Origin of the sequence: Kytococcus schroeteri (assembly GCF_042433515.1) — a bacterium.
In the GTDB taxonomy this organism is placed as follows: Bacteria; Actinomycetota; Actinomycetes; order Actinomycetales; family Dermatophilaceae; genus Kytococcus; species Kytococcus schroeteri.
In genome coordinates this window covers 30,341-51,004 of record NZ_JBHLVH010000013.1, presented here as the reverse complement: position 1 = coordinate 51,004, position 20,664 = coordinate 30,341, and the positions used below count along the sequence as shown (strand labels likewise).

Below are 20,664 nucleotides of genomic sequence, written 5' to 3'. Positions count from 1 at the left end.
GGCCCGGGCCGACTCACCAGACGGGCAGCTCGGGGTCGACCTCGCGCGCCCACTGCGTGAGGCCGCCGTCCAGGAGGAAGACCCCGCCGAAGCCCTGCGCGTGCAGCTGGCGCGCGGCCTCGGCCGAGCGGCGCCCGTTGCGGCAGTAGACCACCACGTTGTCGTGCGGCCCGAAGACCTCCTTGGCCTTCCCCTCGCGCACCTCGTCCAGCGACAGGTGGAAGGAGCCGTCCAGGGCCACCACCTCGCGCTCGTGCTCCCCGCGCACGTCGAGCAGCACGAAGGGCTCGAACTCCTCCCGGTTCTGCATCATCTGCTGGAGCGTCGAGGCGTCGAGCTCCGGCGGCTGCCACAGCTCGTCGGCCGGCGGCAGCGTGATGCCGCCGGTGTGCGCCCAAGCCCGCTCGCTGGAGGCCGCGGGACGGCACACGGGGCACTGCGGGTCGGCGGCGCGGCGGTCGTCCGTCCACTGCTGGGTGAGGGTGTCCACCTGCAGGATCCAGCCCAGCAGCGGCTCGCCGAGAGCCAGCAGCAGCTTGAGCGCCTCGGTGGCCATGACCATGCCCACCTGGCCGGTCACCGGGCCGAACACGCCGGACTCGGTGAACGACAGCGCCGAGGAGCTCGGCGGCTCGATGTCCGGGGTGCACTCCGAGCAGGGCCCGTGCGGCGCCCACCAGGTGGCCACTCGCCCGCTGAACTGCTCGACGGCGCCCCACACGTGGGGCACGGCCAGCTCCGCCGCGGTGCGGGCGATGACGCGGCGCGCCTCGGGCGTGTCGGTGCAGTCGACGATGACGTCGTAGCGCTCCAGCAGCCCCAGGGCGTTCTCCGCCGTGACGTAGCCGTCCACCATCCGCACGGCCACCCGGTCGTTGATGCGGTGCACGCCCGCGGCCGCCGCCTCCACCTTCGGCCGTCCCACCCACTCGGTGCCGAAGATGGGCTTGCGCTGCAGATTGGAGAGCTCCACCGGGTCCACGTCCACCACGAGCAGCTCCCCCACGCCGGCCCCGGCGAGGTACTCCAGCACCGGGGAGGCCAAGCCACCCAGACCCACCACGGCCACCCGGGCGGCCGACCAGCGGCGCTGCCCCACCATGCCGATGCCGGGGGTGGCGATGTTGCGGGCGTAGCGCTGCACCGTGGCGCGGTCGAACTCGGGGGCCATGTCGGCCAGGGGGGTGCCGGGGCCGGCCATCCGCCGCTCGGGCGGGGTCGACGGGGCGGTCTGGTCGGGGGCGACGGTGGACATGGCCTCCACCCTAGGCGTCAGGGCGCCGGAGCACACGACATACGCTGGGGCAGGACCCATCCCCCGAGGTGAAGACGAGGTTTGAGCATGGACATCCGCATCGGCATCCGCGAGGTCGCCCGCGAGGTCACGATCGACGTCGACCAGCCCGCCGCCGAGGTGCGCGCAGCCGTGCAGGCCGCCCTCGAGGGCAGCACCCCGGTGCTGGAGCTCACCGACGCCCAGGGCCGCTCCGTGATGGTGCCCAGCGCCCAGATCGGCTACGTGGACCTCGGCAGCGAGGACCGTGGCCGCGTGGGCTTCGGCACCGCCTGAGCCCCCACCGCCCGACGCCGCGCCCCTCCCCCGGTGGCGCGGCGTCGTCGTGCACCGGCCCCAGGTGCCGCGGTGCCCCTAGGATGGCCCGGACACCCGGTGCCCGGTCGGCACACCGTGAACGGGGCGCGACGCCCCCGGTCCGCAGCAGCGCACACCGCGCGCGGACACCCAGAGAGACCTCCGATCGGCCCGCAGACAGCGCCTCCGGCGCCCGATCAGGAGATCCATGAGCGACAAGACCTTCGCCGACTTCGGCATCCACCCCGAGATCGCCGCCGCCCTGGAAGAGGCCGGCATCACCACGCCCTTCCCCATCCAGGCCATGACGCTGCCGGTGGCCCTGGACCGCCAGGACATCATCGGCCAGGCCAAGACCGGCACCGGCAAGACGCTCGGCTTCGGGGTGCCGATGGTGCACCACGTGGTCTCGCCGCAGGACCCGGGCTTCGACGCCCTCGACCAGCCCGGGGCACCGCAGGCCCTGGCCGTGGCCCCCACCCGCGAGCTGGCCCTGCAGGTGGCCAGCGACCTGGAGCGCGCGGCCGCCCAGCGCGGCATCCGCGTGCTCACCGTGTACGGCGGCCGGGCCTACGAGCCGCAGATCGAGGCGCTGGAGCGCGGTGTGGAGATCGTGGTGGGCACCCCGGGCCGCCTCATCGACCTGTGCGAGCGCGGCCACCTGACGCTGGCCCACGCCCGCACCGTGGTGCTCGACGAGGCCGACGAGATGCTCGACCTGGGCTTCCTGCCGGACGTGGAGAAGCTGCTCTCCCTCACGCCGGCCGGCCGCCAGACGATGCTGTTCTCCGCCACCATGCCCGGCGCCGTGGTGGCCATGGCACGCCGCTACATGAACCAGCCCACCCACATCCGGGCCATGGAGGAGGTGCCCGGCGCGGGCGCCATCGTGGAGGCGATCGACCAGTTCGTCTACCGCGCCCACGCCATGGACAAGGTGGAGATGCTGGCCCGCCTGCTGCAGTCGAAGGGCCGCGGCCTGTCGATCGTGTTCACCCGCACCAAGCGCACCGCCGCCAAGGTGGCCGAGCAGCTCGTGGAGCGCGGCTTCGCGGCGGCGGCCATCCACGGCGACCTCGGCCAGGGGGCCCGCGAGCAGGCCCTGCGCGCCTTCCGCACCGGCAAGGTGGACGTGCTCGTGGCCACCGACGTGGCAGCCCGCGGCATCGACGTGGACGACGTCACCCACGTGGTGAACTACCAGTGCCCCGAGGACGAGAAGACCTACCTGCACCGCATCGGCCGCACCGGGCGCGCGGGCAAGCGGGGCACGGCCGTGACCCTGGTGGACTGGGACGACCTGCACCGCTGGGCGCTCATCAACCGGGCGCTCGACCTGGGCGCCCCGGAGCCGGCGGAGACCTACTCCACCTCCCCGCACTTCTACGCCGACCTGCAGATCCCCACCGACGTCACCGGTGAGCTCCCGGACGCCCAGCGCACCCGCGCGGGCCTGGACGCCGAGCGCCTCGACGAGGCGGGGGACCTGAAGTCCGCCCGGAAGCCCGAGGGCGGACGCGGTGGCCGAGGCGGGCGCGGCGGCTCGGGCGGGCGTGGCCGGCGAGGCGGCCAGGGCGGCCGTGGCCGCGGCGGTCGGGGCCGCGGCGGTCGGGGCGAGCAGCGCAACGCCTCGGGGGGCGACGCCCGCACCACCCCGGTGTCCGAGTCCCCCGAGGGCGGGGCGCGCCGGCCGCGTCGTCGCCGTCGCACCCGCGGCGGGTCCGCCTCCTCCGAGGGCTGAGGCCCAGCGGCGCAGGGCCCGGCCTCAGCGGCGGAGGAACTCCTCCCACACCTCCAGCGGGGTCGTGTTCTCCGCCAGGAGGTTGGGCTTGCCCGTGCCGTGGTAGTCGCTGGACCCCAGCGGGACCAGACCGAGCGACTCGGCCCACCCGGCGGCGCGGCGCCGTTCCTCGGCGTCGTGCTCGCGGTGGCGCACCTCGAGGCCGGCCAGCCCCAGGTCCACCAGCTCCTCCACCTCCTCGCGGGTGACGTTGCGGCCGCGCGACCCGGTGAGCGGGTGCGCGAGGGCCACGACGCCCCCGGAGGCCTCGGCGGCCCGCAGCACGTCCGCGGCGTCGGGCACCGGGTGGTGCAGGTGATAGCGCCCGCCGCGCCGCAGCGGTCCGGCGAAGGCCTCGTCACGGTCCCGGACCACCCCGGCGGCCACGAGCGCGTCGGCGATGTGGGGGCGCCCCGGCGTGGCGCCCGGCGGCACGTGCGCCCACACCTGCTCGGTGGTCCACCCGGTGTCCTCGGCCACCAGCTGCGCCATCCGGTCCATGCGTCGGTGGCGCCCCTCCACGGTCGCGCGCAGCAGCGCCACCAGGGCGGGACTGTCAGCGGGCACCCGGTGCACCAGCAGGTGCACGGGCACCGGCCGGTCGGGGCGCGGCACCTGCGCGCTCACCTCGATGCCGGGGTGCACCCGGATGCCGTACCGCTGGCCGGCCGCCAGCGCCTCGGACCAGCCGGCGGTGGTGTCGTGGTCGGTGAGCGCCACCGCCCCGAGCCCCAGCTCGGCGGCGCGGCGGACCACCTCGGCGGGTGGCTGCGTGCCGTCCGAGGCGGTGGAGTGGGTGTGCGGGTCGACCTGCCCGCCGAGGCCGCTCACGTCTCCACCACGCGGCTGGCCTTGCGCTCCGAGCGGCTCATGCCCGCCAGCGCACGGTGCGCCCACGTGCCCAGACTGACCCCGGCGGCCAGGGCCAGGCCGCTGGCCACGGCGCTGAGCAGCTCCTGCAGCCCGGCGAAGTAGGTGGCGGGGTCGTTGTCCATGAGCTTGAACAGCCCGCGGTAGACCGCCCCACCCGGCAGGAAGGGCGCGATGACGGCCGTGGTGAGCGCCAGCGAGGGCACGTGCAGGCCGCCGGCCAGCCAGTGGGCCAGGAAGCTCACCATGGCCACCGCCAGCATCACGCGCGTCTCGTAGGTGAACCCGCCCACCTGGAGCGCCCAGAAGAGCAGGAACGCGGTGCCGCCCAGGGCCGCGGAGAGGAAGGCGGCGCGCAGTGAGGCGTAGGTGGCGATGGCCGAGAAGAAGCAGAACACCGTGGAGCTGATGACCAGGGTGGCCAGGTCCTCCGAGAGGTAGGACCGCGTGAGCACCGTCATTCCGATGCCCGCCCGCCGCGCCGCGTCGAGCACCAGGGAGACGCCGATGGCGACGCCGGCGGTCATGACCACCACCTCCAGGGCCCGCGCCCCGGCGGTGACGTAGTACCCGTCGAGGGCGTCCTGCGCGGTGCCCACCACGCCGAGGCCGGCCAGCAGCACGATGATGCCGGCGGCCACGATGAGCGAGGGGTACTGGTCGCCCGGCGGGTCGAGCCCGATGCCCCACAGGTGGAGGTCCTCGCGTTCCACCACGTAGATGGCCACCGCCACCATCGTCGGGATGGCGGACGCCACGATCTGGGCGAAGAAGGGCGGCAGCCCCCACCGGCCCAGGCGGGCCAGCACCTGGTCGATGGCCAGGGTGGAGAAGAAGGTGAGCACCCAGGTGACCTGGTCGGCGCCGAGCAGCGCGGAGATGGCCGCACCCATCATCGCCAGGGCCACGCTGGCCACCCACGGCCGGTAGGGGCGGGGCGCGTGGAGGATCTCCTCCAGCCGGGACGAGGCCGACTCCAGCTCCCCGGGGTGCTCGGCCAGGTCGTTGACGAAGGCCTGGAGCCGCTCCACGGCCATGAAGTCGTAGGTGCGGGCGCGCACCACGCGCATCACCGACAGGGGGTCCTCCCCCATGCCGCGGTGGATGCTCACCGTGATGGAGGTGAAGGTGATGTCCACGTGGGCCGAGCGCACGCCGAAGGCGGAGGTGAGGCGCAGCACGGTGGCCACGACGTCGGCGGCGGGGGTGCCGGCACCGAGCAGGGCCTCACCGGTGCGCAGCGAGAGGTCGATGATCTGGCGGCCGCGGCGCTCGTCGAGGTCGCGGTCGCCGGACTCCACCATCGGCACCGGCGAGGCGGAGCTGGGGCGGACCACGTCGGCCAGCCGGATGACGCGGCGTCGCGTGCTGCCGCGTACCGTGCCGGGCGCCAGCTGCTGCTGCACCCCGGGCGCCAGGGCGACGTCCTCGGAGAGGCCGGTGGTGAGGTTGGTGGTCGGCGCCACGCCCGGCGGGACCGGGCCCTCCCCCTCGGTGCCGCCGGGGGCGGTGGTGGTCGGGGCACCGGTCTGGACGGGGTTCAGGACCGTGGTGGCCGCGGGCTGCGGAGCGGTCTCGGACTGCGCACCCCGGGCCACCGACGACAACGAACGGGGCGTACGCGAGGGAGACACGCGGGACACTCTCACCCGGAGGGGGCTTCGGAGACAAGTTCCGTCGCACCCCGTGGACGTGGGCACCGAAGAGGGGCCCGGGGCCGAGTTCGGCACCGGTGCCGAACTCGGCCTGACACGGCATCGAGAACCGCACCGGTGCCGAACTCGACTGTCGAGTTCAGCACCGGTGCGGAGGTGGGTTGGGGTGTCCGGTCGAGAACGGCACCGGTGCCGTTCTCGGCGCCGGGGTCGGCCACCGTGTGCAGCGTGGTGCATGACACACTGGCCGGGTGAGTGAAGAGCAGCCGAAGCAGGACCACCGCAGCCGTCCGGACTCCGAGAACTTCCGCGCGTTCATCGCCGCGGACTGGGCCGAGCGCGACCTCTCCGGGGTGCGCCCGCTGGAGGCCGCCCAGTACGCCGCGCCCCGCCGCACCGCCCTGGCCGAGAAGTTCCCCGAGCAGACCCTCGTGGTGCCCGCCGGCGGCCTCAAGGTGCGCTCCAACGACACCGACTACGTGTTCCGCCCGCACTCGGCCTTCGCCCACCTCACCGGCCTGGGCGCCGACCGCGAGCCGGACGCCGTCCTGGTGATCCGCACCGGCGAGGCCGGCAGCGAGCCCGAGGCGGTCTTCTACTTCCGGCCGATGGCGGCCCGTGACTCCGAGGAGTTCTTCGCCGACTCCCGCTACGGCGAGTTCTGGGTGGGCCCGCGCCCGGTGGAGGAGGACATCCGCCGCGAGCTCGGCCTGGACGCCCGCCACGTGGACCGTCTGGAGGCCGACCTGGCCGCCGACGCCGACCGCCTGCGCGTGGTGCCGGACGCCGACCGCGACGTGACCGAGCTGGTGCGCCGGGTGCGCGGCGACGCCGCCGACGACGCCTCGGCCACCGAGCGCGACGACGAGCTCGCCCACGCCTGCTCCGTGCTGCGCCTGGTCAAGGACGACTGGGAGGCCGACCAGATGCGCGAGGCCGTCCGGGCCACCGGGCGTGCCTTCGACGCCGTCATCGAGAACCTCGACGAGGCGGTGCGGCGTGGCCGCGGCGAGCGCTGGGTGGAGGGCGTCTTCGGCCTGCACGCCCGCCACGCCGGCAACGGGGTGGGGTACGACTCCATCGTGGCCTCCGGCGACCACGCCAACACGCTGCACTGGATCCGCAACACCGGCGACCTGGACCCGAACGAACTGCTGCTGCTGGACGCCGGCGTGGAGCTGGACTCCCTGTTCACCGCCGACGTGACGCGCACGCTGCCCATCGGCGGCACCTTCACCGACGCCCAGCGCAAGGTCTACGACGCGGTGTACGCCGCGCAGGAGGCCGGCATCGCCGCGGTGAAGCCGGGCAACAAGTTCGGCGACGTGCACGCCGCGGCCATCCGCGTGATCGCCGAGCACCTGCACGAGTGGGGCCTGCTCCCCGAGGGCGTGTCCGTGGAGGACACCCTCGCCCCCGAGGGCCAGTACCACCGCCGCTGGATGGTGCACGGCACGAGCCACCACCTGGGCATCGACGTGCACGACTGCGCGCTGGCCCGCCGCGAGGAGTACATGGGCGCCGAGCTGGTGCCGGGCATGTGCCTGACCGTGGAGCCGGGCCTGTACTTCAAGGCCGACGACCTCAAGGTGCCCGAGGAGTTCCGCGGCATCGGCGTGCGCATCGAGGACGACGTGCTGGTCACCGGAGACGGCTGCGAGAACCTCTCGGGCTTCATGCCCCGCACCTCGGCGGACGTCGAGGCGTGGATGAAGCGCCTGCGCGGCTGAGCCACGCACCGCCGGAGGGCCGGGTGGGGCATGTCCCCGCCCGGCCCTCCTCGCGTCGCGGGGTGGGGCCGGACGTAGGCTGGCGGGCATGCCGACCGCTGCGAGGGACAGCTCCGTGAGGGCCTGCGTCCTCACGGTCTCCGACCGGGTCTCCCGCGGGGAGCGCGAGGACCGCTCCGGGCCGCTCACCCGCGACCTGCTCACGTCCGGGCTGGGGGACCTGCTCGAGGGGGTGGACCTGCGCGTGGTGCCCGACGGCGAGGACCCCGTCCGCGAGGCCGTGGCCGCCGCCCTGCGCGAGGGGGCCCGCCTCGTGGTGACCACCGGCGGCACCGGCGTCTCGCCGCGTGACCGCACCCCCGAGGGCACCGCTCCCCTGCTGGACCGCGAGCTGCCCGGGGTGGCCGCCGCCCTGCACGCCGCCGGCGCCGAGGCCGGCCCGCACGCCCTGCTGACCCGCGGCCTGGTGGGCGTCGTCGACGCCGGGCCCGGTTCCCCCGGCGCGCTGGTGGCCAACCTGCCCGGCAGCACCGGCGGCGTGCGCGACGGCCTGGCGGTGCTCCTGCCGCTGGTGCCCCACGTGCTCGACCAGCTCACCGGAGGTGACCACGCATGAGCGACCCGGCCATCGTCCACACGGCCGTCACCGACGAGCCGCTGGACGCCGACGCCCTGGAGGCCGCGGTGCTCGACCCCACGCACGGCGCCGTGACGCGCTTCGTGGGCCGGGTGCGCGACCACGACCCGGAAGCCGTCGGCGAGGTGGTGGCCCTGGACTACAGCAGCCACCCCGACGCACCCGCCGTGCTGCGCCGCATCACCACCGAGGTGCTCCGGGAGCATGACGCCGGCGGCGTGACCCGGGTGGCGGTGGCGCACCGCACCGGGCACCTGGAGGTCGGCGACGTCGCCATCGTGGTGGCCGTGGCCTCCGCGCACCGCGCCCCCACCTTCGCCGTCTGCTCGGCGCTGGTGGAGGCCGTGAAGGCCGGACTGCCGGTGTGGAAGCACCAGCACGAGGCCGACGGGCGGGCCGTGTGGTCCGGGCTCGGGCTCGACGCCCGGGACGCTCCGCTGGACGACGCGCCACCGACCGAGGGCTCGCGGGCCGGCGCCGCGGAGGGGTCCTCGTGACCGGGCTCGTGGACCGCTTCGGCCGGGTGCACACCGACCTGCGCATCTCCCTCATCGACAAGTGCAACCTGCGCTGCACCTACTGCCTGCCCGCCGAGGGCGTGCCCTGGCTGCCCAAGGACGAGCTGCTGACGCGCGAGGAGATCCGCGCCGTGGCGGCAGTGGCCGTGGAGTGCGGCATCACCGAGATCCGCCTCACCGGCGGGGAGCCGCTGCTGCGCCGCGACCTCACCGAGCTCGTGGGCGACCTGGCCACCCTCGAGGGCGAGGACGGGCCGGTGGAGCTCTCACTCACCACCAACGGCATCGGGCTGGACAAGGTGGCCCCCGCCCTGGCCGAGGCCGGGCTGGCGCGGGTCAACGTCAGCCTCGACACCCTGGACCCGGCGCTCTTCCACCGGATGACGCGCCGCGACCGGCACGCCGACGTGCTGGCCGGCATCGACGCCGCGCTGGCGGCCGACCTGCGACCGGTGAAGGTCAACACCGTGCTCATGCGCGACCAGAACGACCACGAGGCCGCCGACCTGCTCGCCTGGGCGGTCGAGCGCGGGGTGGAGCTCCGCTTCATCGAGCAGATGCCGCTGGACGCCGGGCACACGTGGACCCGCGAGGGCATGGTGACCCGCGAGGAGGTGGTGGCCGCGCTGTCCGAGCGCTTCGAGCTCACGGAGCTGCCCGGCCGCGGCGCGGCCCCGGCCGAGCGTTTCCTCGTGGACGGCGGGCCGGCCACCGTGGGCGTCATCGCCTCGGTGACCGCCCCCTTCTGCGGGGCCTGCGACCGTCTGCGCCTCACGGCCGACGGGCAGCTGCGCTCGTGCCTCTTCGCCCGCTCGGAGACCGACCTGCGCGGACCGTTGCGCGACGGCGCCACCTCCGAGGAGCTGGCCGCGCTCTTCCGCGAGGCGACGCTCGGCAAGCAGCCGGGGCACGGGATCGACGACCCGGGTTTCCTGCAACCGCCGCGGCCGATGAGCGCCATCGGCGGCTGAGCAGCCGGACGGGTTCGAGCCGGGGGGTCAGCCCCGCTCGGCGAGCTCCCAGCGCCAGAGGTGGCCGGGGCACTCGGCGCCCACCTCGCTCGGCCCCCGGCCACCGCGTGACGCGCGGTCACAACCGCTCGCAGACCCTGCAGATCCGTCTGAACCCCGAGGAGCTCGAGGCCCTCGTGCTCTCGGTGGCCTGAGCGGACGGCCCCGGTCAGCCGCCGGCGAAGGGCGGCAGCACGTCAACCAACGCGCCCTCACGCACGGGGGTCGAGGGGTCGTCGACCCGCATCCCGTCCACGAGCACCGCGCACCGGCCCACCACGCGCCCCAGGCGCTCCCCGTGGCGGGCGGTCGCATCGGCCAGCAGCTCACCCAGCGTGGCGCCGGCGTACTCGCCCTCGGCGCAACCGGCGGCCTCCCCGGCGGCTGCGAACCAGCGCACCCGGGCCGTCACCGTGCACCGTCCCGGGTCACCTCGGTGAGCGGCCCCTCCTGGGCCAGCCGCTCGATGCGAGCCGTGGCCTCCTCGAGCGTCAGGGCCGGGTCGTGCTCCAGTGCGCGCCCCACCAGGTAGGTGGTCACCGGCACCAGCGGGCGCTCCACCCTGCGGGCCACCACGGTGGCGATGCGGTGCAGGGTCGGCACGTCCACGTGCCCGGGCGGCAGCCCGAGCCCGTCGGCGGCGCGGGCGGCCCAGGCGTCCCACCGGTCGGGGTCCTCGGCCAGGTCGTGCGATCGGCGGTCGCTCATGCGTCTCCTCCGGGTGTGAGGCGCGCCGTCCAGCGCGCGTGGTCCTCCCAGGTGTCCACGTCCTCGACGTCGCGCTCGTCGGGCAGGTCCACCGGGTGCAGGTCGAGCTCCCCCACCAGCTGCCGCACCGAGCGGTCGGTCGGGTCGCCCAGCGCCTCGGCGGCGCGCAGCAGCGCTTCGCGCCGGTAGAGCGCGGCCAGCCACTGCCGGTGCCCGCCGGCGTCCACCGGCGCGAAGCCGTCGGCCCCGCCGAGCCCGCCACCGTCCACGTCGGCCAGCACCTCGGCCACCCCGGCGGCCTGCAGCAGCAGCGGCACCACCCGGGCCAGGCCGGGCGCGTCGGTGGCCAGCACCAGCACCCACGGGGCGGGGTCCCCGGCAGCGGCCAGTGCGTGCAACCCCGCCACGATGCCGGCGGCGGGCCCCGAGCGCGGCGGCTCCTCCACCGTGCGCAGCACCCCCTCGGGCACGTCCACGTCACCCACCACCACGGTGCGAGTGGCACCGGTGGTGGCCGTGAGCACGCGGTCGAGCAGGCGCTCGCCGGCCAGGTCCACGTCGGCCTTGGAGACCCCGCCGAGCCGCTCGCCCGCGCCGCCGGCCAGCACTACGGCGTCGTGCACGAGTCCGCCCAGCGGCTGCGCAGGCGCCTCCGCGGGGGTGGCGCGCGGCGCGCGTGTCGCCGGGCTCACGCCTGCTCCTCGCGCACCCAGGTGCCGCTGCGGCCACCCTCCTTGCGCACCAGGCGCACGTCCGCCAGGTGGGCCGAGCGGTCGGTGCCCTTGACCATGTCGATCACCGACAGCGCGGCCACGCTCACGCTGGTGAGCGCCTCCATCTCCACCCCGGTGCGGTCGGCGGTGCGCACGGTGGCCTCCACCTCCACGCCGTCGTCCACGAGCTGCAGGTCCACCACCACGCCGTGCACGCCGATGACGTGGGCCAGCGGCAGCAGGTCCGGGGTGCGCTTGGCCGCGGCGATGCCGGCGATGCGGGCCACCGCCAGCACGTCGCCCTTGGGCACCGTGCCGTCGCGCAGCATCGACACCACCTCCGGCGCGCAGACCACCCTGCCGCGGGCGGTGGCGGCGCGGACGGTGGGCTCCTTGGCGGTCACGTCCACCATCCGGGCCTGCCCGGCGGCGTCGAGGTGGGTGAAGCGGGGCTCGGTCATCGGATGCTCCTCAGGGTCAGCAGGTCGCCGGCGGTCACGTGGGTGGTGTCCTCGGGCACCTCCACCACGGCGTCGGCCAGAGCCAGGGCGGTCACCATGTGCGATGCCGAACCGCGCCGGTGGGCGGGCACGGCCACCCGGCGGCCGGTGGCGTCGGTGGAGGTCACCACCGGCAGCACCTGGCGGCGCCCGGGCGGGCAGTCCCAGTCGGCCCCGGCCACCGCCACCTGCGGCACCGGGTCCGGCAGGCCCAGCAGCACACGCACCGCGGGGCGCACGAACATCTCGAAGGACACCGCCGCGGAGAGCGGGTTTCCCGGCACGGCCACCAGCGGCGTGCCGGCCCAGACGGCGTGGCCCTGCGGCTTGCCCGGCTGCATGCGCACGTGCACGAAGCGCCCGGCCACCCCACGCGCCCCGGCCTGCGCGGACCCGTCCCCCAGCACGATGCGGGTGACGTCGTGGTCGCCCACGCTCACCCCGCCGCTCAGCAGCAGCAGGTCGCACCGGGTGGCCAGCTCGTCGAGGCGGGCGGCGAAGGACTCGGCGTCGTCGGGCACCACCGGGCCGGTCACCACCTCGGCGCCTGCTCCCGCAGCGAGCGCCGCCAGGTGCACGGCGTTGCTCTCGTGCACCTGCCCCCGGCCCAGCGGTCGACCAGCGGGCACCAGCTCGTCACCGGTGGCCACCACGCCCACCACCGGGCGGCGGCGCACGCACACGGTGGCCACCCCGGCCCCGGCCAGGGCACCCAGCGCCCCGGGGGTCAGCAGCGTGCCCGCGGGCAACACCTCGTCGCCGGCGGCCAGGTCCTCACCGGCGTGGCGCACGTGCGCACCGACCCCACCGCGGGGCGCGGACACCACGCGCACCCGCTCGGTGGGCCCGGACACACGCTCCAGCTGCTCCACCGGCACCACGGTGTCGGTGTCGGTGGGCACCGGCGCCCCGGTCATGATCCGCACGCACTCACCGGGCCCCACCGCGGGGTCGTCCGGGCACCCCGCGGGCACCTCGCCCACCACCACGAGCACCACGCCGGCGCCGTCCTCGCCCTGTCCGGCACCGAGCAGCGGCCCCAGGTCGGCGCCGCGCACGGCGATGCCGTCCATGGCCGAGTTGGCGAGCGGTGGCACGGCCCCCGCCGCCCGGGCCGGCTCGGCCAGCACCCGCCCGGCAGCGTCCGGGACCGCCACCTCCTCGGGGCCGGTGGGTCCGGGAAGCAGGGCGAGCACCTCGGCGCGGTACTCCTCCACGGTCAGCACCTCGCGGCGGGTGGTGGTCACTCGGCTCCCATCGGGTCGTTCACGGCGGTCAGTAGCGCGGCAGGTCGGGGTCCACCTCGCGGGACCACGCGATCATGCCACCGTCGAGCACCGCCAGCTCCTCGACGCCGTGCTCGGCCAGGTGGCGCGCCGCGGCGCGGGCCCGCACTCCACCCTTGCAGACCAGCACCACCGGCCGCTCCCCCGCCCCGGCGGCCCGCAGGCGCTCCACGGCGGGAACGGGGTCGTCGGCGAGATCGCTCAGGGCCAGGTGCACGGCCCCGGGCACCTGCCCGAAGGCCAGCTCCCCGACCGCGCGCACGTCCACCACCAGCGGCGGGGCGTCCCCGGCCAACCGGTCGGCCAGCACCGCGGGCGAGACCAGCGGCCACTCGCGCGCCCGGTCCGGCCCCGGCTGGTCCGCGGCGCCCGTCGCCCCGTCCGCCGCACCGCCCCCGGCCACGGGGATCTCGTGCGTCCGCATCGTCGCGGCGTCCACGAAGAGCACCCGCCCCAGCAACGGCTCCCCGGTGCCGGTCACGAGCTTCACCACCTCGAGCGCCATCGTCGAGCCGACCACACCGCACAGCGCCCCCACGATGCCGGCGTCCCCGCACGCCGGCACGGTGGTGGGGTCCGGCGGGCTCGGGAAGAGGTCGCGCAGGGTCACACCGCCCACCGGCACCTCCCCCATCGTGCGGGGCGCGGCCCAGAAGGTGCTCACCTGCGCCCGGGTGGCCATGAGCGCCGCCCACACGTGCGGTACGCCCAGCTCGCGGCACGCGGCGTCGAGGGTGTAGCGCGTGGGGAAGTTGTCCGTGCCGTCCACCACCAGGTCGTGCCCCGCCAGCAGCGCGGCGGCGTTGCCCGGCTCCAGGCGCTCGCGCACCCCGGCCAGGGTGGTGACACCGCCCATGCGCCGCAGGGCGTCCAGGGCGCTGTCCACCTTGGGGCGCCCCACGTCATCGGTGCCGTGGAGCACCTGGCGCTGCAGGTTGCTGGTCTCCACGAGGTCGTCGTCGTAGAGCGTCACGTGCCCCACCCCGGCGGCCACGAGGTATTGCAGCACCGGGCAGCCCAGCCCTCCGGCACCCACCACGGCCACGCGGGCCGCGCGCAGCCGGCGTTGCCCCACCGGGCCCAGGTCCGGCAGCAGCACGTGGCGGGCCCAGCGCTCCAACTCGGCCCGCGACAGGTCCGGCCCCGGCTCCACCAGGGGGGCGAGCCGGGGCGGGGCGGGACGGGACGTCACGCCAGGGGGCCCTGCTCCCCCGTTGCGGTGCGGTGGGAACCGTCATCCGGCCGGGCCCGGCCGGCCTGCTCGGCGCGGGCGGCGTCCACCGCCTCGCCGTAGGTGCGCAGCGGACCGGTGTGCACCGGCGCCGGGGCGCCCAGGCCGAGCATCTCGCGCGCCGCGGCCACCTGCGGCGCCTCGGCGAGCACCTCGTAGCTCGTGGCCACCACCGCGGTCACCGAGGTGAAGTCGCGGCGGCCCTGCGTCATCGCGTAGCCGATAGCGGCCCACACCAGGCCGAAGGCGGCGCCGGCTCCCAGCGTGGTGACCATGACCGCCAGGATCGGGTCCTCGGTGAGCAGCGACATCACCAGGCCCACGAAGGCGCCCAGCCACAGGCCGCTGAGCAGGCCGCCGGCGAGCACACGCCCCCAGGTGAGTCGACCCGTCACGCGCTCCACCTGCTTGAGGTCGGTGCCCACGATGGCCAGCTGGTCCACCGGGAAGCCCTCGTCGCTGAGGTGGTCCACGGCGCCCTGCGCCTCGGCGTAGTCGGAGTAGGTGGCCACCGACCGGGGGTCGGAGAGCTCGAGCAGCGAGCGGCCGGCACCCAGTGCCCCGGGACCGCGCATTCCAGTCGGTGTGGTCATGCCCACAGTGTGACGCCTCGGGCTGGGGGTTCGCTGGGAGGCCGCTGGGCGCCCTCTCGCCGGGCCTCGGCCCACGGCCCCCACCCTCTACCCTGTGCCCGTGAGTGCACCCCGCGTCTTCGTCTCCCGCCTCATCGGCCTCGGCGTCTTCGACCCCCTCGGAGACCGGGTCGGTCAGGTCCGCGACGTCGTCGTGCAGCACTCCAGCCAGCGCCGGCTCACCCGCGTCATCGGCGTGGTCGTGGAGGTGGCCGGCCGCCGGCGCGTCTTCCTCCCGATGACGCGCGTCACCAGCATCGACGCCGGACAGGTCATCACCACCGGCCTGCTCAATATCCGCCGCTTCGAGCGCCGGCCGCGCGAGGTGCTCGTGCAGGCCGAGCTGTTCGACCGGCGGGTCGTGGTGGCCGACGACGACGAGCGCTTCGAGGCCACGGTCGAGGACATCGGCATCAACCAGCAGCGCAACCGCGACTGGCACGTCACCAAGGTGTTCGTGCGCAAGACCCCGCCGCCCTCGCGCCGCCACCGCCTCAGCCTGCGCCGCCGCGGCGAGACCCTCGTGGTGGACGTGGACGCCGTGAGCGGCCTGCACACCGAGGACGCCGCCCAGGGCGCCGACCGCCTGGTGGAGAGCTTCGACGACCTCAAGCCCGCCGACGTGGCCGACGCCCTGCAGGAGCTCACCCCCAAGCGGCGCCGCGAGGTGGCCGAGGCCCTGCCCGACGAGAAGCTCGCCGACGTGCTGGAGGAGCTGCCCGAGGAGGACCGCGTCGCCATCGTGGCCGACCTGGCCACCGACCGCGCCGCCGACGTGCTCGAGGCCATGCAGCCCGACGACGCCGCCGACCTGCTCGGCGAGCTGCCCGAGGGCACCGCCGCCATCCTGCTGGGCGCCATGGAGCCCGAGGAGGCCGAGCCGCTGCGCACGCTGCTCACCTACGACGAGGACACCGCCGGCGGCATGATGACCACCGAGCCGGTGGTGCTGGGCGCCGACAGCTCCATCGCCGAGGCCCTGGCCACCGTGCGACGCTCCGAGCTGCACCCGGCGCTGGCCGCCATGGTCTTCGTCTGCCGCGCCCCCTTGGAGGTGCCCACCGGCAAGCTGCTGGGCGTGGTGCACCTGCAGCGGATGCTGCGCGAACCCCCGCACGAGGCGATCGGCGCCATCGTCGACAGCGACATCGACCCGCTGCACGTTGACGCCAGCCTCGGCGAGGTCACCCGCACGATGGCGAACTACAACATGATCTCGCTGCCGGTGGTGGACGAGGACCGGCGCCTGCTGGGCGCCGTCACGGTGGACGACGTGCTCGACCACATCCTCCCGGACGACTGGCGCGAGGACCGCGACACCGAGGCCCCCGACGTCTCGGCCGCCCTGGACGAGGTCGAGGAGCAGGAGGTGACCCGTGGCCGCTGACATGGACCGTGAGGAGCGCGCGAGCCGCCTGCGCGAGCTGCGCGAGCGCCGGGCGCGCCGTCAGGCCGCCGGTGAGGGGAGCACCACCCGCCCCCGGACGGCCGCGGCCAAGACCGGCACGCTGAAGACCGTCGACCGGCTGGAGTCCTCCGGCGGACTGTCCACCCCGCAGACCTCCCAGCGCCGGCGCCTGCCGCGCGTGGGCATGGACTCCGAGGCCTTCGGCCGGGCCAGCGAGGCGTTCGCGCGCTTCATGGGCACGCCGCAGTTCCTGCTGTACATGACGCTCTTCGTGGGGGCGTGGCTGGCGTGGAACACCTTCATGCCGGTCAGCGCGCAGTTCGACCCGCGCGAGCTCAACTACACGCTGCTCACCCTGATCCTGTCGCTGCAGGCCTCCTACGCCGCGCCGCTCATCCTGCTGGCCCAGAACCGGCAGGACGACCGCGACCGCGTGAGCATCGAGCAGGACCGCGCCCGCGACGAGCGCAACCTGGCCGACACCGAGTACATCACCCGCGAGGTGGCCTCGCTGCGCCTCACCGTGGGCGAGATGGCCAGCCGCGACTTCGTCCGCTCCGAGCTGCGCGACCTGCTGGAGGACCTCCTCGAGGAGCTCGACGAGCGGCAGCACGACCGGGAGCAGGGCGAGCAGCCCGACCCGCGCGACGAGCCGGACGACGGGCGCTCCCCCTCGCGTGCGGGGGCCACGAGGCACCGCACGTACGATGGAGGACATGCCCACCCCTGATCCCACTGCCATCCAGCATGCCCTGAGCACGGTCCAGGACCCGGAGATCCGCCGCCCCATCACCGAGCTCGGGATGGTCGAGGAGGTCCTCACCGCGAAGGACGACCCGGGCCGCGTGCTCGTGCGCGTGCTGCTCACCGTGGCCGGCTGCCCGCTGAAGTCCACCATCGAGAAGGACGTCAAGGAGGCCGTCGGCGGCGTGGAGGGCGTCACCGCCGTGGACGTGGAGATGGGCGTCATGAACGACGAGCAGCGGGCCGCCCTCAAGCAGGGCCTGCGCGGCGGCCAGGCCGAGCGCGAGATCCCCTTCCAGCGCCCGGACAACATGACCCGCGTCTACGCCGTGGCCTCCGGCAAGGGCGGCGTCGGCAAGTCCTCGGTCACGGTCAACCTCGCCGCCTCGATGGCCACCCAGGGCCTCAAGGTGGGCGTGGTGGACGCCGACATCTACGGCTTCTCCGTGCCCCGCATGCTCGGCGTGGAGCGCCAGCCCACCCAGGTGGACGAGATGATCATGCCCCCGGTGGCGCACGACGTGAAGGTCATCTCCATCGGCATGTTCGTGCCCGGCAACCAGCCGGTGGTCTGGCGCGGCCCGATGCTGCACCGCGCGCTGCAGCAGTTCCTCTCCGACGTGTTCTGGGGCGACCTCGACGTGCTCCTGCTCGACCTGCCGCCGGGCACCGGTGACATCGCGATCTCCGTGGCCCAGATGCTGCCGGGCTCGGAGCTGCTCGTGGTGACCACCCCGCAGCAGGCCGCCGCCGAGGTGGCCGAGCGCGCCGGCGCCATCGCCCTGCAGACCAAGCAGCGCGTGGCCGGCGTCATCGAGAACATGTCCTGGCTCGAGATGCCCGACGGCACGCGCCAGGAGCTGTTCGGCTCCGGCGGCGGCCGCACCGTGGCCGAGTCCCTGGGCCGCACCATCGGCGGCGAGGTGCCGCTGCTGGGCCAGGTGCCGCTGGACACGCGACTGCGCGAGGGCGGCGACGCCGGCACCCCGGTGGTCCTGGCGGCCCCGGACAGCCCCGCCGGCGCCGCGCTCAACGACATCGCCTCCGGCCTGGCGCAGCGTGCGCGGGGCCTCTCGGGGCGCAAGCTGGGCATCAGTCCGGTCTGACCCCGACCACGTCAGAGGGCCCGGGACGCTGCGTGCGTCCCGGGCCCTCTGCGCGTGGCCACCCCGCGGTGCGCGGCCGGGCGGCGCCTCAGGTGGCGTCGGGGTCGAAGGGGGTGGGCACCAGCGGGTCGTAGGTGTGCGGGTTGCCCCAGCGGGGCGTGGGAGCTCCACCGCGCTGCTCGACGGCACCGGTGGAGCTGGCCACCCCGGTGGTCTCGCCGGCCGGCGTGGAGGTCGGGTCCTTGAGCGGGTTCAGCTCGTCGACCAGGGGCTGGTAGTCCTCCATGAGCGCCTCGCGGACGATGCGGCGCGGGTTGTACTGGCGGGGGTCCCACTTGCGCCAGTCGAGGTCCACGTCGTCGCCCACCTGCTCGCGCAGGTCGCCCTTGGCCTGGTTGGCCATGTCGCGGGCCTGGCGGACCCAGCGGCGGAGGTTGTCCATGGCGGCCGGCAGGCGGTCGGGACCGATGATGACCAGGACCGCGACCATGATCAGCAGGAGCTCCCACTGGGACATCCCGAAGATGTTCACGATCCTGCTCCTGTCGTCGTCCGTGCGTCACGGGCCCCGTCGGGCCCCCGGTGGCCGTCCCGCCCGGCGGGTGGCCAGGGGACAGTGTGCCAGCCCGCCGTCACGGGGCCACAGCCAGCGCCACCCCCGCCCCCACCGGCAGCAGCAGGGCGTCGGAGTCCCGCTCGCGCCACTCCTCCAGCACGTGGCGCACCAGCAGCGTGCCCGGGTCCCGGTCCACGGGGTCAGCCAGGCGGCCGCCGAGGCCGGCACCCACCATCGCCAGGAGCCCCCCGGGCCGCACGACGCGGCGCGCCTGCTCCACCTGGTCGGCCAGGTCGGGCGCGGGGGCGTCCACCACCACGAGGTCGTACGCGGCGTCGCGCAGGCGCGTCATCACCTCGCCGGGACGCCCGGGCATGATCCGCCAGCGGTGCTGGGGCACCCCGGCCGTGGTGGTGGCACGGCGGGTGAGCGCGGCGCGGGGCTCGTCGTCGATGCAGGTGAGCGCCCCGTCGGTGGGCATGCCCTGGAGGATCCACAGCGGCAGCGCGCCGCCCATCGTGGTGGCGGTCACCGCGGAGCGCGCCGCGGCGGTGCGCGCCACGAGGCGCAGCACGGCCCCCTCGGCGGCCACGTCCCCACCACCCGCCTGGGTGCGCGCCACGTCCGCGGCGTCGGCGGCGCCCACCGGCTCGGCGGGCCAGCGGGCGGCGTACGCGGCCAGCGCGACCTGCTCACGGTTCATGGGGCCACACTATGCGGCCGCAGACGCCGGTGGGCCCTCCCCCGCATCGGGAGAGGGCCCACCGGGTGGGGGGCGCGCAGGTCAGGCGCCGACGCAGTCATTGATGACCGCGCCCAGCTCCTTGGCCTCGTCGGGCGTCATCTCGACCACGAGACGGCCACCGCCCTCCAGGGGCATGCGCAGGACGATGCCGCGGCCCTCCTTGGTCATCTCCAGGGGGCCGTCACCGGTGCGGGGCTTCATGGCAGCCATGCCTCTACCTTTCGTCGTCGTGCCGGACGCGCGGACCGGGCCCGGCACAGGGTGGGCCTGCTCGTGCAGGTCCGCTGGTCGCAGCGACCATTATCGCCCATCGGCGGCACTGCTCGGCGCGAGAGGGGGCCCGACGGGCGGATCGTCACCGCATCGCAACACTCGCACCACCTCCCCACGGGTGCCGGCCGGGTGGCAGGCTACGGGCAGCCGACCCGACAGGAGCACACCGTGAACGACAACCCCCGCCCCGTCCTGCTCGACCTCACCGACGGCGTGGCCACCGTGACCCTCAACCGCCCCGAGGCGATGAACGCCCTCGACGTGGCCACCAAGGAGGCCCTGCTCTCCACCCTGCGCGAGGTGGCCGAGGACCCCGCCGCGCGCGTCGTGGTGCTCACCGGCGCCGGTGACCGCGCCTTCTGCGTGGGGCAGGACCTCAAGGAGCACATCGGGCTGCTCGAGGACGGCACCGCCTGGGACACGGTGCCGCAGCACTACAACCCCATCGTCACCGCGCTGGCCGAGATGCCCAAGCCCGTCGTCGCCCGCATCAACGGGGCGTGCGCCGGGGCCGGCGCGGCGTTCGCCATGGCCTGCGACGTGCGCGTGATGGCCGCCGAGGCCCAGGTCACCTTCGCCTTCGCCGGCATCGGGCTCTCCTGCGACTCCGGCACCAGCTGGCACCTGCCCCGCCTGGTGGGGCCGCAGCGGGCCGCCGAGCTGCTCCTCATGGGGGGCCGTGTGTCCGCCCAGGAGGCCCTCGCGATGGGGCTCGTGGGCACCGTGGTGCCGGCGGCGGAGTTGGACGCCACCGTGGCCGAGCTGGCGGGGCGCCTGGCCCAGGGGCCGACCGTGGCCTACGCCGCCATCAAGGCCTCGCTGCGCACCGCCCAGGGCACGGACCTGCCCGGCGCGCTGGCCTTCGAGGCCGAGCAGATGCGCCGCACCGGCAGCAGCCGCGACCACCGGGCCGCGGTGGAGGCCTTCCTGGCCAAGGAGAGGCCCGTCTTCGCCGGCGAGTGACCCCCGCA

General features: G+C 75.2%; 23 protein-coding genes. 10 read left to right on the top strand and 13 right to left on the bottom strand.

The genetic code is table 11. The annotated features are described in order from the left end of the window. Positions 1 to 13: 13 nt before the first annotated feature. Complete coding sequence (locus ACFFHC_RS06020) at positions 14 to 1,255, bottom strand: ThiF family adenylyltransferase (RefSeq protein WP_379803797.1); 1,242 nt, start codon at positions 1,253 to 1,255, stop codon at positions 14 to 16. A gap of 87 nt (positions 1,256 to 1,342) precedes the next feature. Here ACFFHC_RS06020 and ACFFHC_RS06015 point away from each other — a divergent pair, with 87 nt between their 5' ends. Together ACFFHC_RS06015 and ACFFHC_RS06010 are read left to right on the top strand one after the other, a co-directional pair. After that, entirely contained in the window at positions 1,343 to 1,570 is a 228-nt protein-coding gene (locus ACFFHC_RS06015; protein WP_070705273.1) for a DUF3107 domain-containing protein, read from the top strand. A gap of 229 nt (positions 1,571 to 1,799) precedes the next feature. Continuing rightward, positions 1,800 to 3,332 carry a DEAD/DEAH box helicase gene (locus tag ACFFHC_RS06010; RefSeq protein WP_379803792.1) on the top strand — a complete coding sequence of 511 codons (1,533 nt, stop codon included), beginning with the start codon at positions 1,800 to 1,802 and terminating at the stop codon, positions 3,330 to 3,332. Between the two features lie 24 nt (positions 3,333 to 3,356). Here ACFFHC_RS06010 and ACFFHC_RS06005 read toward each other — a convergent pair whose 3' ends face one another. Next, complete coding sequence (locus tag ACFFHC_RS06005) at positions 3,357 to 4,202, bottom strand: PHP domain-containing protein (RefSeq protein ID WP_379803789.1); 846 nt, start codon at positions 4,200 to 4,202, stop codon at positions 3,357 to 3,359. Next, positions 4,199 to 5,875 (bottom strand): threonine/serine exporter family protein, encoded by a 1,677-nt coding sequence (locus ACFFHC_RS06000; RefSeq protein ID WP_141762050.1) that lies wholly within the window; start codon positions 5,873 to 5,875, stop codon positions 4,199 to 4,201. The genes ACFFHC_RS06005 and ACFFHC_RS06000 overlap by 4 nt, the downstream gene beginning before the upstream one ends. Positions 5,876 to 6,147: 272 nt before the next feature. Between ACFFHC_RS06000 and ACFFHC_RS05995 the strand changes: the two genes are divergently transcribed. From ACFFHC_RS05995 to moaA, 4 genes are all read left to right on the top strand, one after another. Then, positions 6,148 to 7,626 carry an aminopeptidase P family protein gene (locus ACFFHC_RS05995; RefSeq protein WP_070705766.1) on the top strand — a complete coding sequence of 493 codons (1,479 nt, stop codon included), beginning with the start codon at positions 6,148 to 6,150 and terminating at the stop codon, positions 7,624 to 7,626. Positions 7,627 to 7,714: 88 nt separating this feature from the next. Continuing rightward, a complete protein-coding gene (locus ACFFHC_RS05990) occupies positions 7,715 to 8,242 on the top strand; it encodes a MogA/MoaB family molybdenum cofactor biosynthesis protein (protein ID WP_141494250.1) in 528 nt (175 codons plus the stop codon). After that, a complete protein-coding gene (locus tag ACFFHC_RS05985) occupies positions 8,239 to 8,760 on the top strand; it encodes a molybdenum cofactor biosynthesis protein MoaE (protein WP_070705628.1) in 522 nt (173 codons plus the stop codon). Before ACFFHC_RS05990 ends, ACFFHC_RS05985 begins: the two co-directional genes overlap by 4 nt. Further along, a complete protein-coding gene (moaA, locus tag ACFFHC_RS05980; RefSeq protein ID WP_070705627.1) occupies positions 8,757 to 9,752 on the top strand; it encodes a GTP 3',8-cyclase MoaA in 996 nt (331 codons plus the stop codon). The genes ACFFHC_RS05985 and moaA overlap by 4 nt, the downstream gene beginning before the upstream one ends. Positions 9,753 to 9,960: 208 nt before the next feature. Here the strand turns inward: moaA and ACFFHC_RS05975 are convergent, their stop codons facing one another. Genes ACFFHC_RS05975 through ACFFHC_RS05945 form a run of 7 tightly spaced genes read right to left on the bottom strand, consistent with a single transcriptional unit; the run spans position 9,961 to position 14,822 of the window. Then, positions 9,961 to 10,203: a MoaD/ThiS family protein gene (locus ACFFHC_RS05975; protein WP_070705626.1), complete on the bottom strand. Its 243-nt coding sequence runs from the start codon at positions 10,201 to 10,203 to the stop codon at positions 9,961 to 9,963. Further along, complete coding sequence (locus ACFFHC_RS05970; RefSeq protein WP_070705625.1) at positions 10,200 to 10,499, bottom strand: DUF6457 domain-containing protein; 300 nt, start codon at positions 10,497 to 10,499, stop codon at positions 10,200 to 10,202. Before ACFFHC_RS05970 ends, ACFFHC_RS05975 begins: the two co-directional genes overlap by 4 nt. Next, complete coding sequence (mobA, locus tag ACFFHC_RS05965) at positions 10,496 to 11,191, bottom strand: molybdenum cofactor guanylyltransferase (protein WP_238329875.1); 696 nt, start codon at positions 11,189 to 11,191, stop codon at positions 10,496 to 10,498. Before mobA ends, ACFFHC_RS05970 begins: the two co-directional genes overlap by 4 nt. Next, the gene (gene moaC, locus ACFFHC_RS05960) at positions 11,188 to 11,673 is read right to left on the bottom strand and encodes a cyclic pyranopterin monophosphate synthase MoaC (protein WP_070705846.1); all 486 of its coding nucleotides are present in this window, start codon (positions 11,671 to 11,673) and stop codon (positions 11,188 to 11,190) included. Before moaC ends, mobA begins: the two co-directional genes overlap by 4 nt. Continuing rightward, entirely contained in the window at positions 11,670 to 12,959 is a 1,290-nt protein-coding gene (locus ACFFHC_RS05955; protein WP_141494249.1) for a molybdopterin molybdotransferase MoeA, read from the bottom strand. Before ACFFHC_RS05955 ends, moaC begins: the two co-directional genes overlap by 4 nt. A 28-nt stretch (positions 12,960 to 12,987) precedes the next feature. Next, complete coding sequence (locus tag ACFFHC_RS05950; RefSeq protein WP_379803777.1) at positions 12,988 to 14,190, bottom strand: ThiF family adenylyltransferase; 1,203 nt, start codon at positions 14,188 to 14,190, stop codon at positions 12,988 to 12,990. Continuing rightward, positions 14,187 to 14,822: a YflT domain-containing protein gene (locus ACFFHC_RS05945; RefSeq protein WP_083323714.1), complete on the bottom strand. Its 636-nt coding sequence runs from the start codon at positions 14,820 to 14,822 to the stop codon at positions 14,187 to 14,189. The genes ACFFHC_RS05950 and ACFFHC_RS05945 overlap by 4 nt, the downstream gene beginning before the upstream one ends. Before the next feature lie 100 nt (positions 14,823 to 14,922). Here ACFFHC_RS05945 and ACFFHC_RS05940 point away from each other — a divergent pair, with 100 nt between their 5' ends. From ACFFHC_RS05940 to ACFFHC_RS05930, 3 genes are read left to right on the top strand one after another with little or no spacing between them, the layout of a single operon-like run. Further along, a complete protein-coding gene (locus tag ACFFHC_RS05940; protein ID WP_101849106.1) occupies positions 14,923 to 16,248 on the top strand; it encodes a magnesium transporter MgtE N-terminal domain-containing protein in 1,326 nt (441 codons plus the stop codon). After that, positions 16,238 to 16,999: a DUF1003 domain-containing protein gene (locus ACFFHC_RS05935; protein ID WP_070705914.1), complete on the top strand. Its 762-nt coding sequence runs from the start codon at positions 16,238 to 16,240 to the stop codon at positions 16,997 to 16,999. The genes ACFFHC_RS05940 and ACFFHC_RS05935 overlap by 11 nt, the downstream gene beginning before the upstream one ends. Beyond that, positions 16,986 to 18,119: an Mrp/NBP35 family ATP-binding protein gene (locus ACFFHC_RS05930; protein ID WP_101849108.1), complete on the top strand. Its 1,134-nt coding sequence runs from the start codon at positions 16,986 to 16,988 to the stop codon at positions 18,117 to 18,119. Before ACFFHC_RS05935 ends, ACFFHC_RS05930 begins: the two co-directional genes overlap by 14 nt. An 88-nt stretch (positions 18,120 to 18,207) precedes the next feature. Here the strand turns inward: ACFFHC_RS05930 and ACFFHC_RS05925 are convergent, their stop codons facing one another. From ACFFHC_RS05925 to ACFFHC_RS05915, 3 genes are all read right to left on the bottom strand, one after another. Continuing rightward, on the bottom strand, positions 18,208 to 18,651 hold the full coding sequence (locus ACFFHC_RS05925) for a twin-arginine translocase TatA/TatE family subunit (RefSeq protein WP_141494745.1): 444 nt from the start codon (positions 18,649 to 18,651) through the stop codon (positions 18,208 to 18,210). 100 nt (positions 18,652 to 18,751) lie between these two features. Further along, a complete protein-coding gene (locus ACFFHC_RS05920) occupies positions 18,752 to 19,378 on the bottom strand; it encodes an O-methyltransferase (RefSeq protein ID WP_101849079.1) in 627 nt (208 codons plus the stop codon). A gap of 81 nt (positions 19,379 to 19,459) precedes the next feature. After that, positions 19,460 to 19,630 (bottom strand): DUF3117 domain-containing protein, encoded by a 171-nt coding sequence (locus ACFFHC_RS05915; RefSeq protein WP_070704863.1) that lies wholly within the window; start codon positions 19,628 to 19,630, stop codon positions 19,460 to 19,462. 231 nt (positions 19,631 to 19,861) lie between these two features. On the opposite strand from ACFFHC_RS05915, the gene ACFFHC_RS05910 reads away from it, so the two are divergent. Beyond that, complete coding sequence (locus ACFFHC_RS05910) at positions 19,862 to 20,656, top strand: enoyl-CoA hydratase/isomerase family protein (protein WP_070704866.1); 795 nt, start codon at positions 19,862 to 19,864, stop codon at positions 20,654 to 20,656. The last annotated feature ends 8 nt before the right edge of the window (positions 20,657 to 20,664 follow it).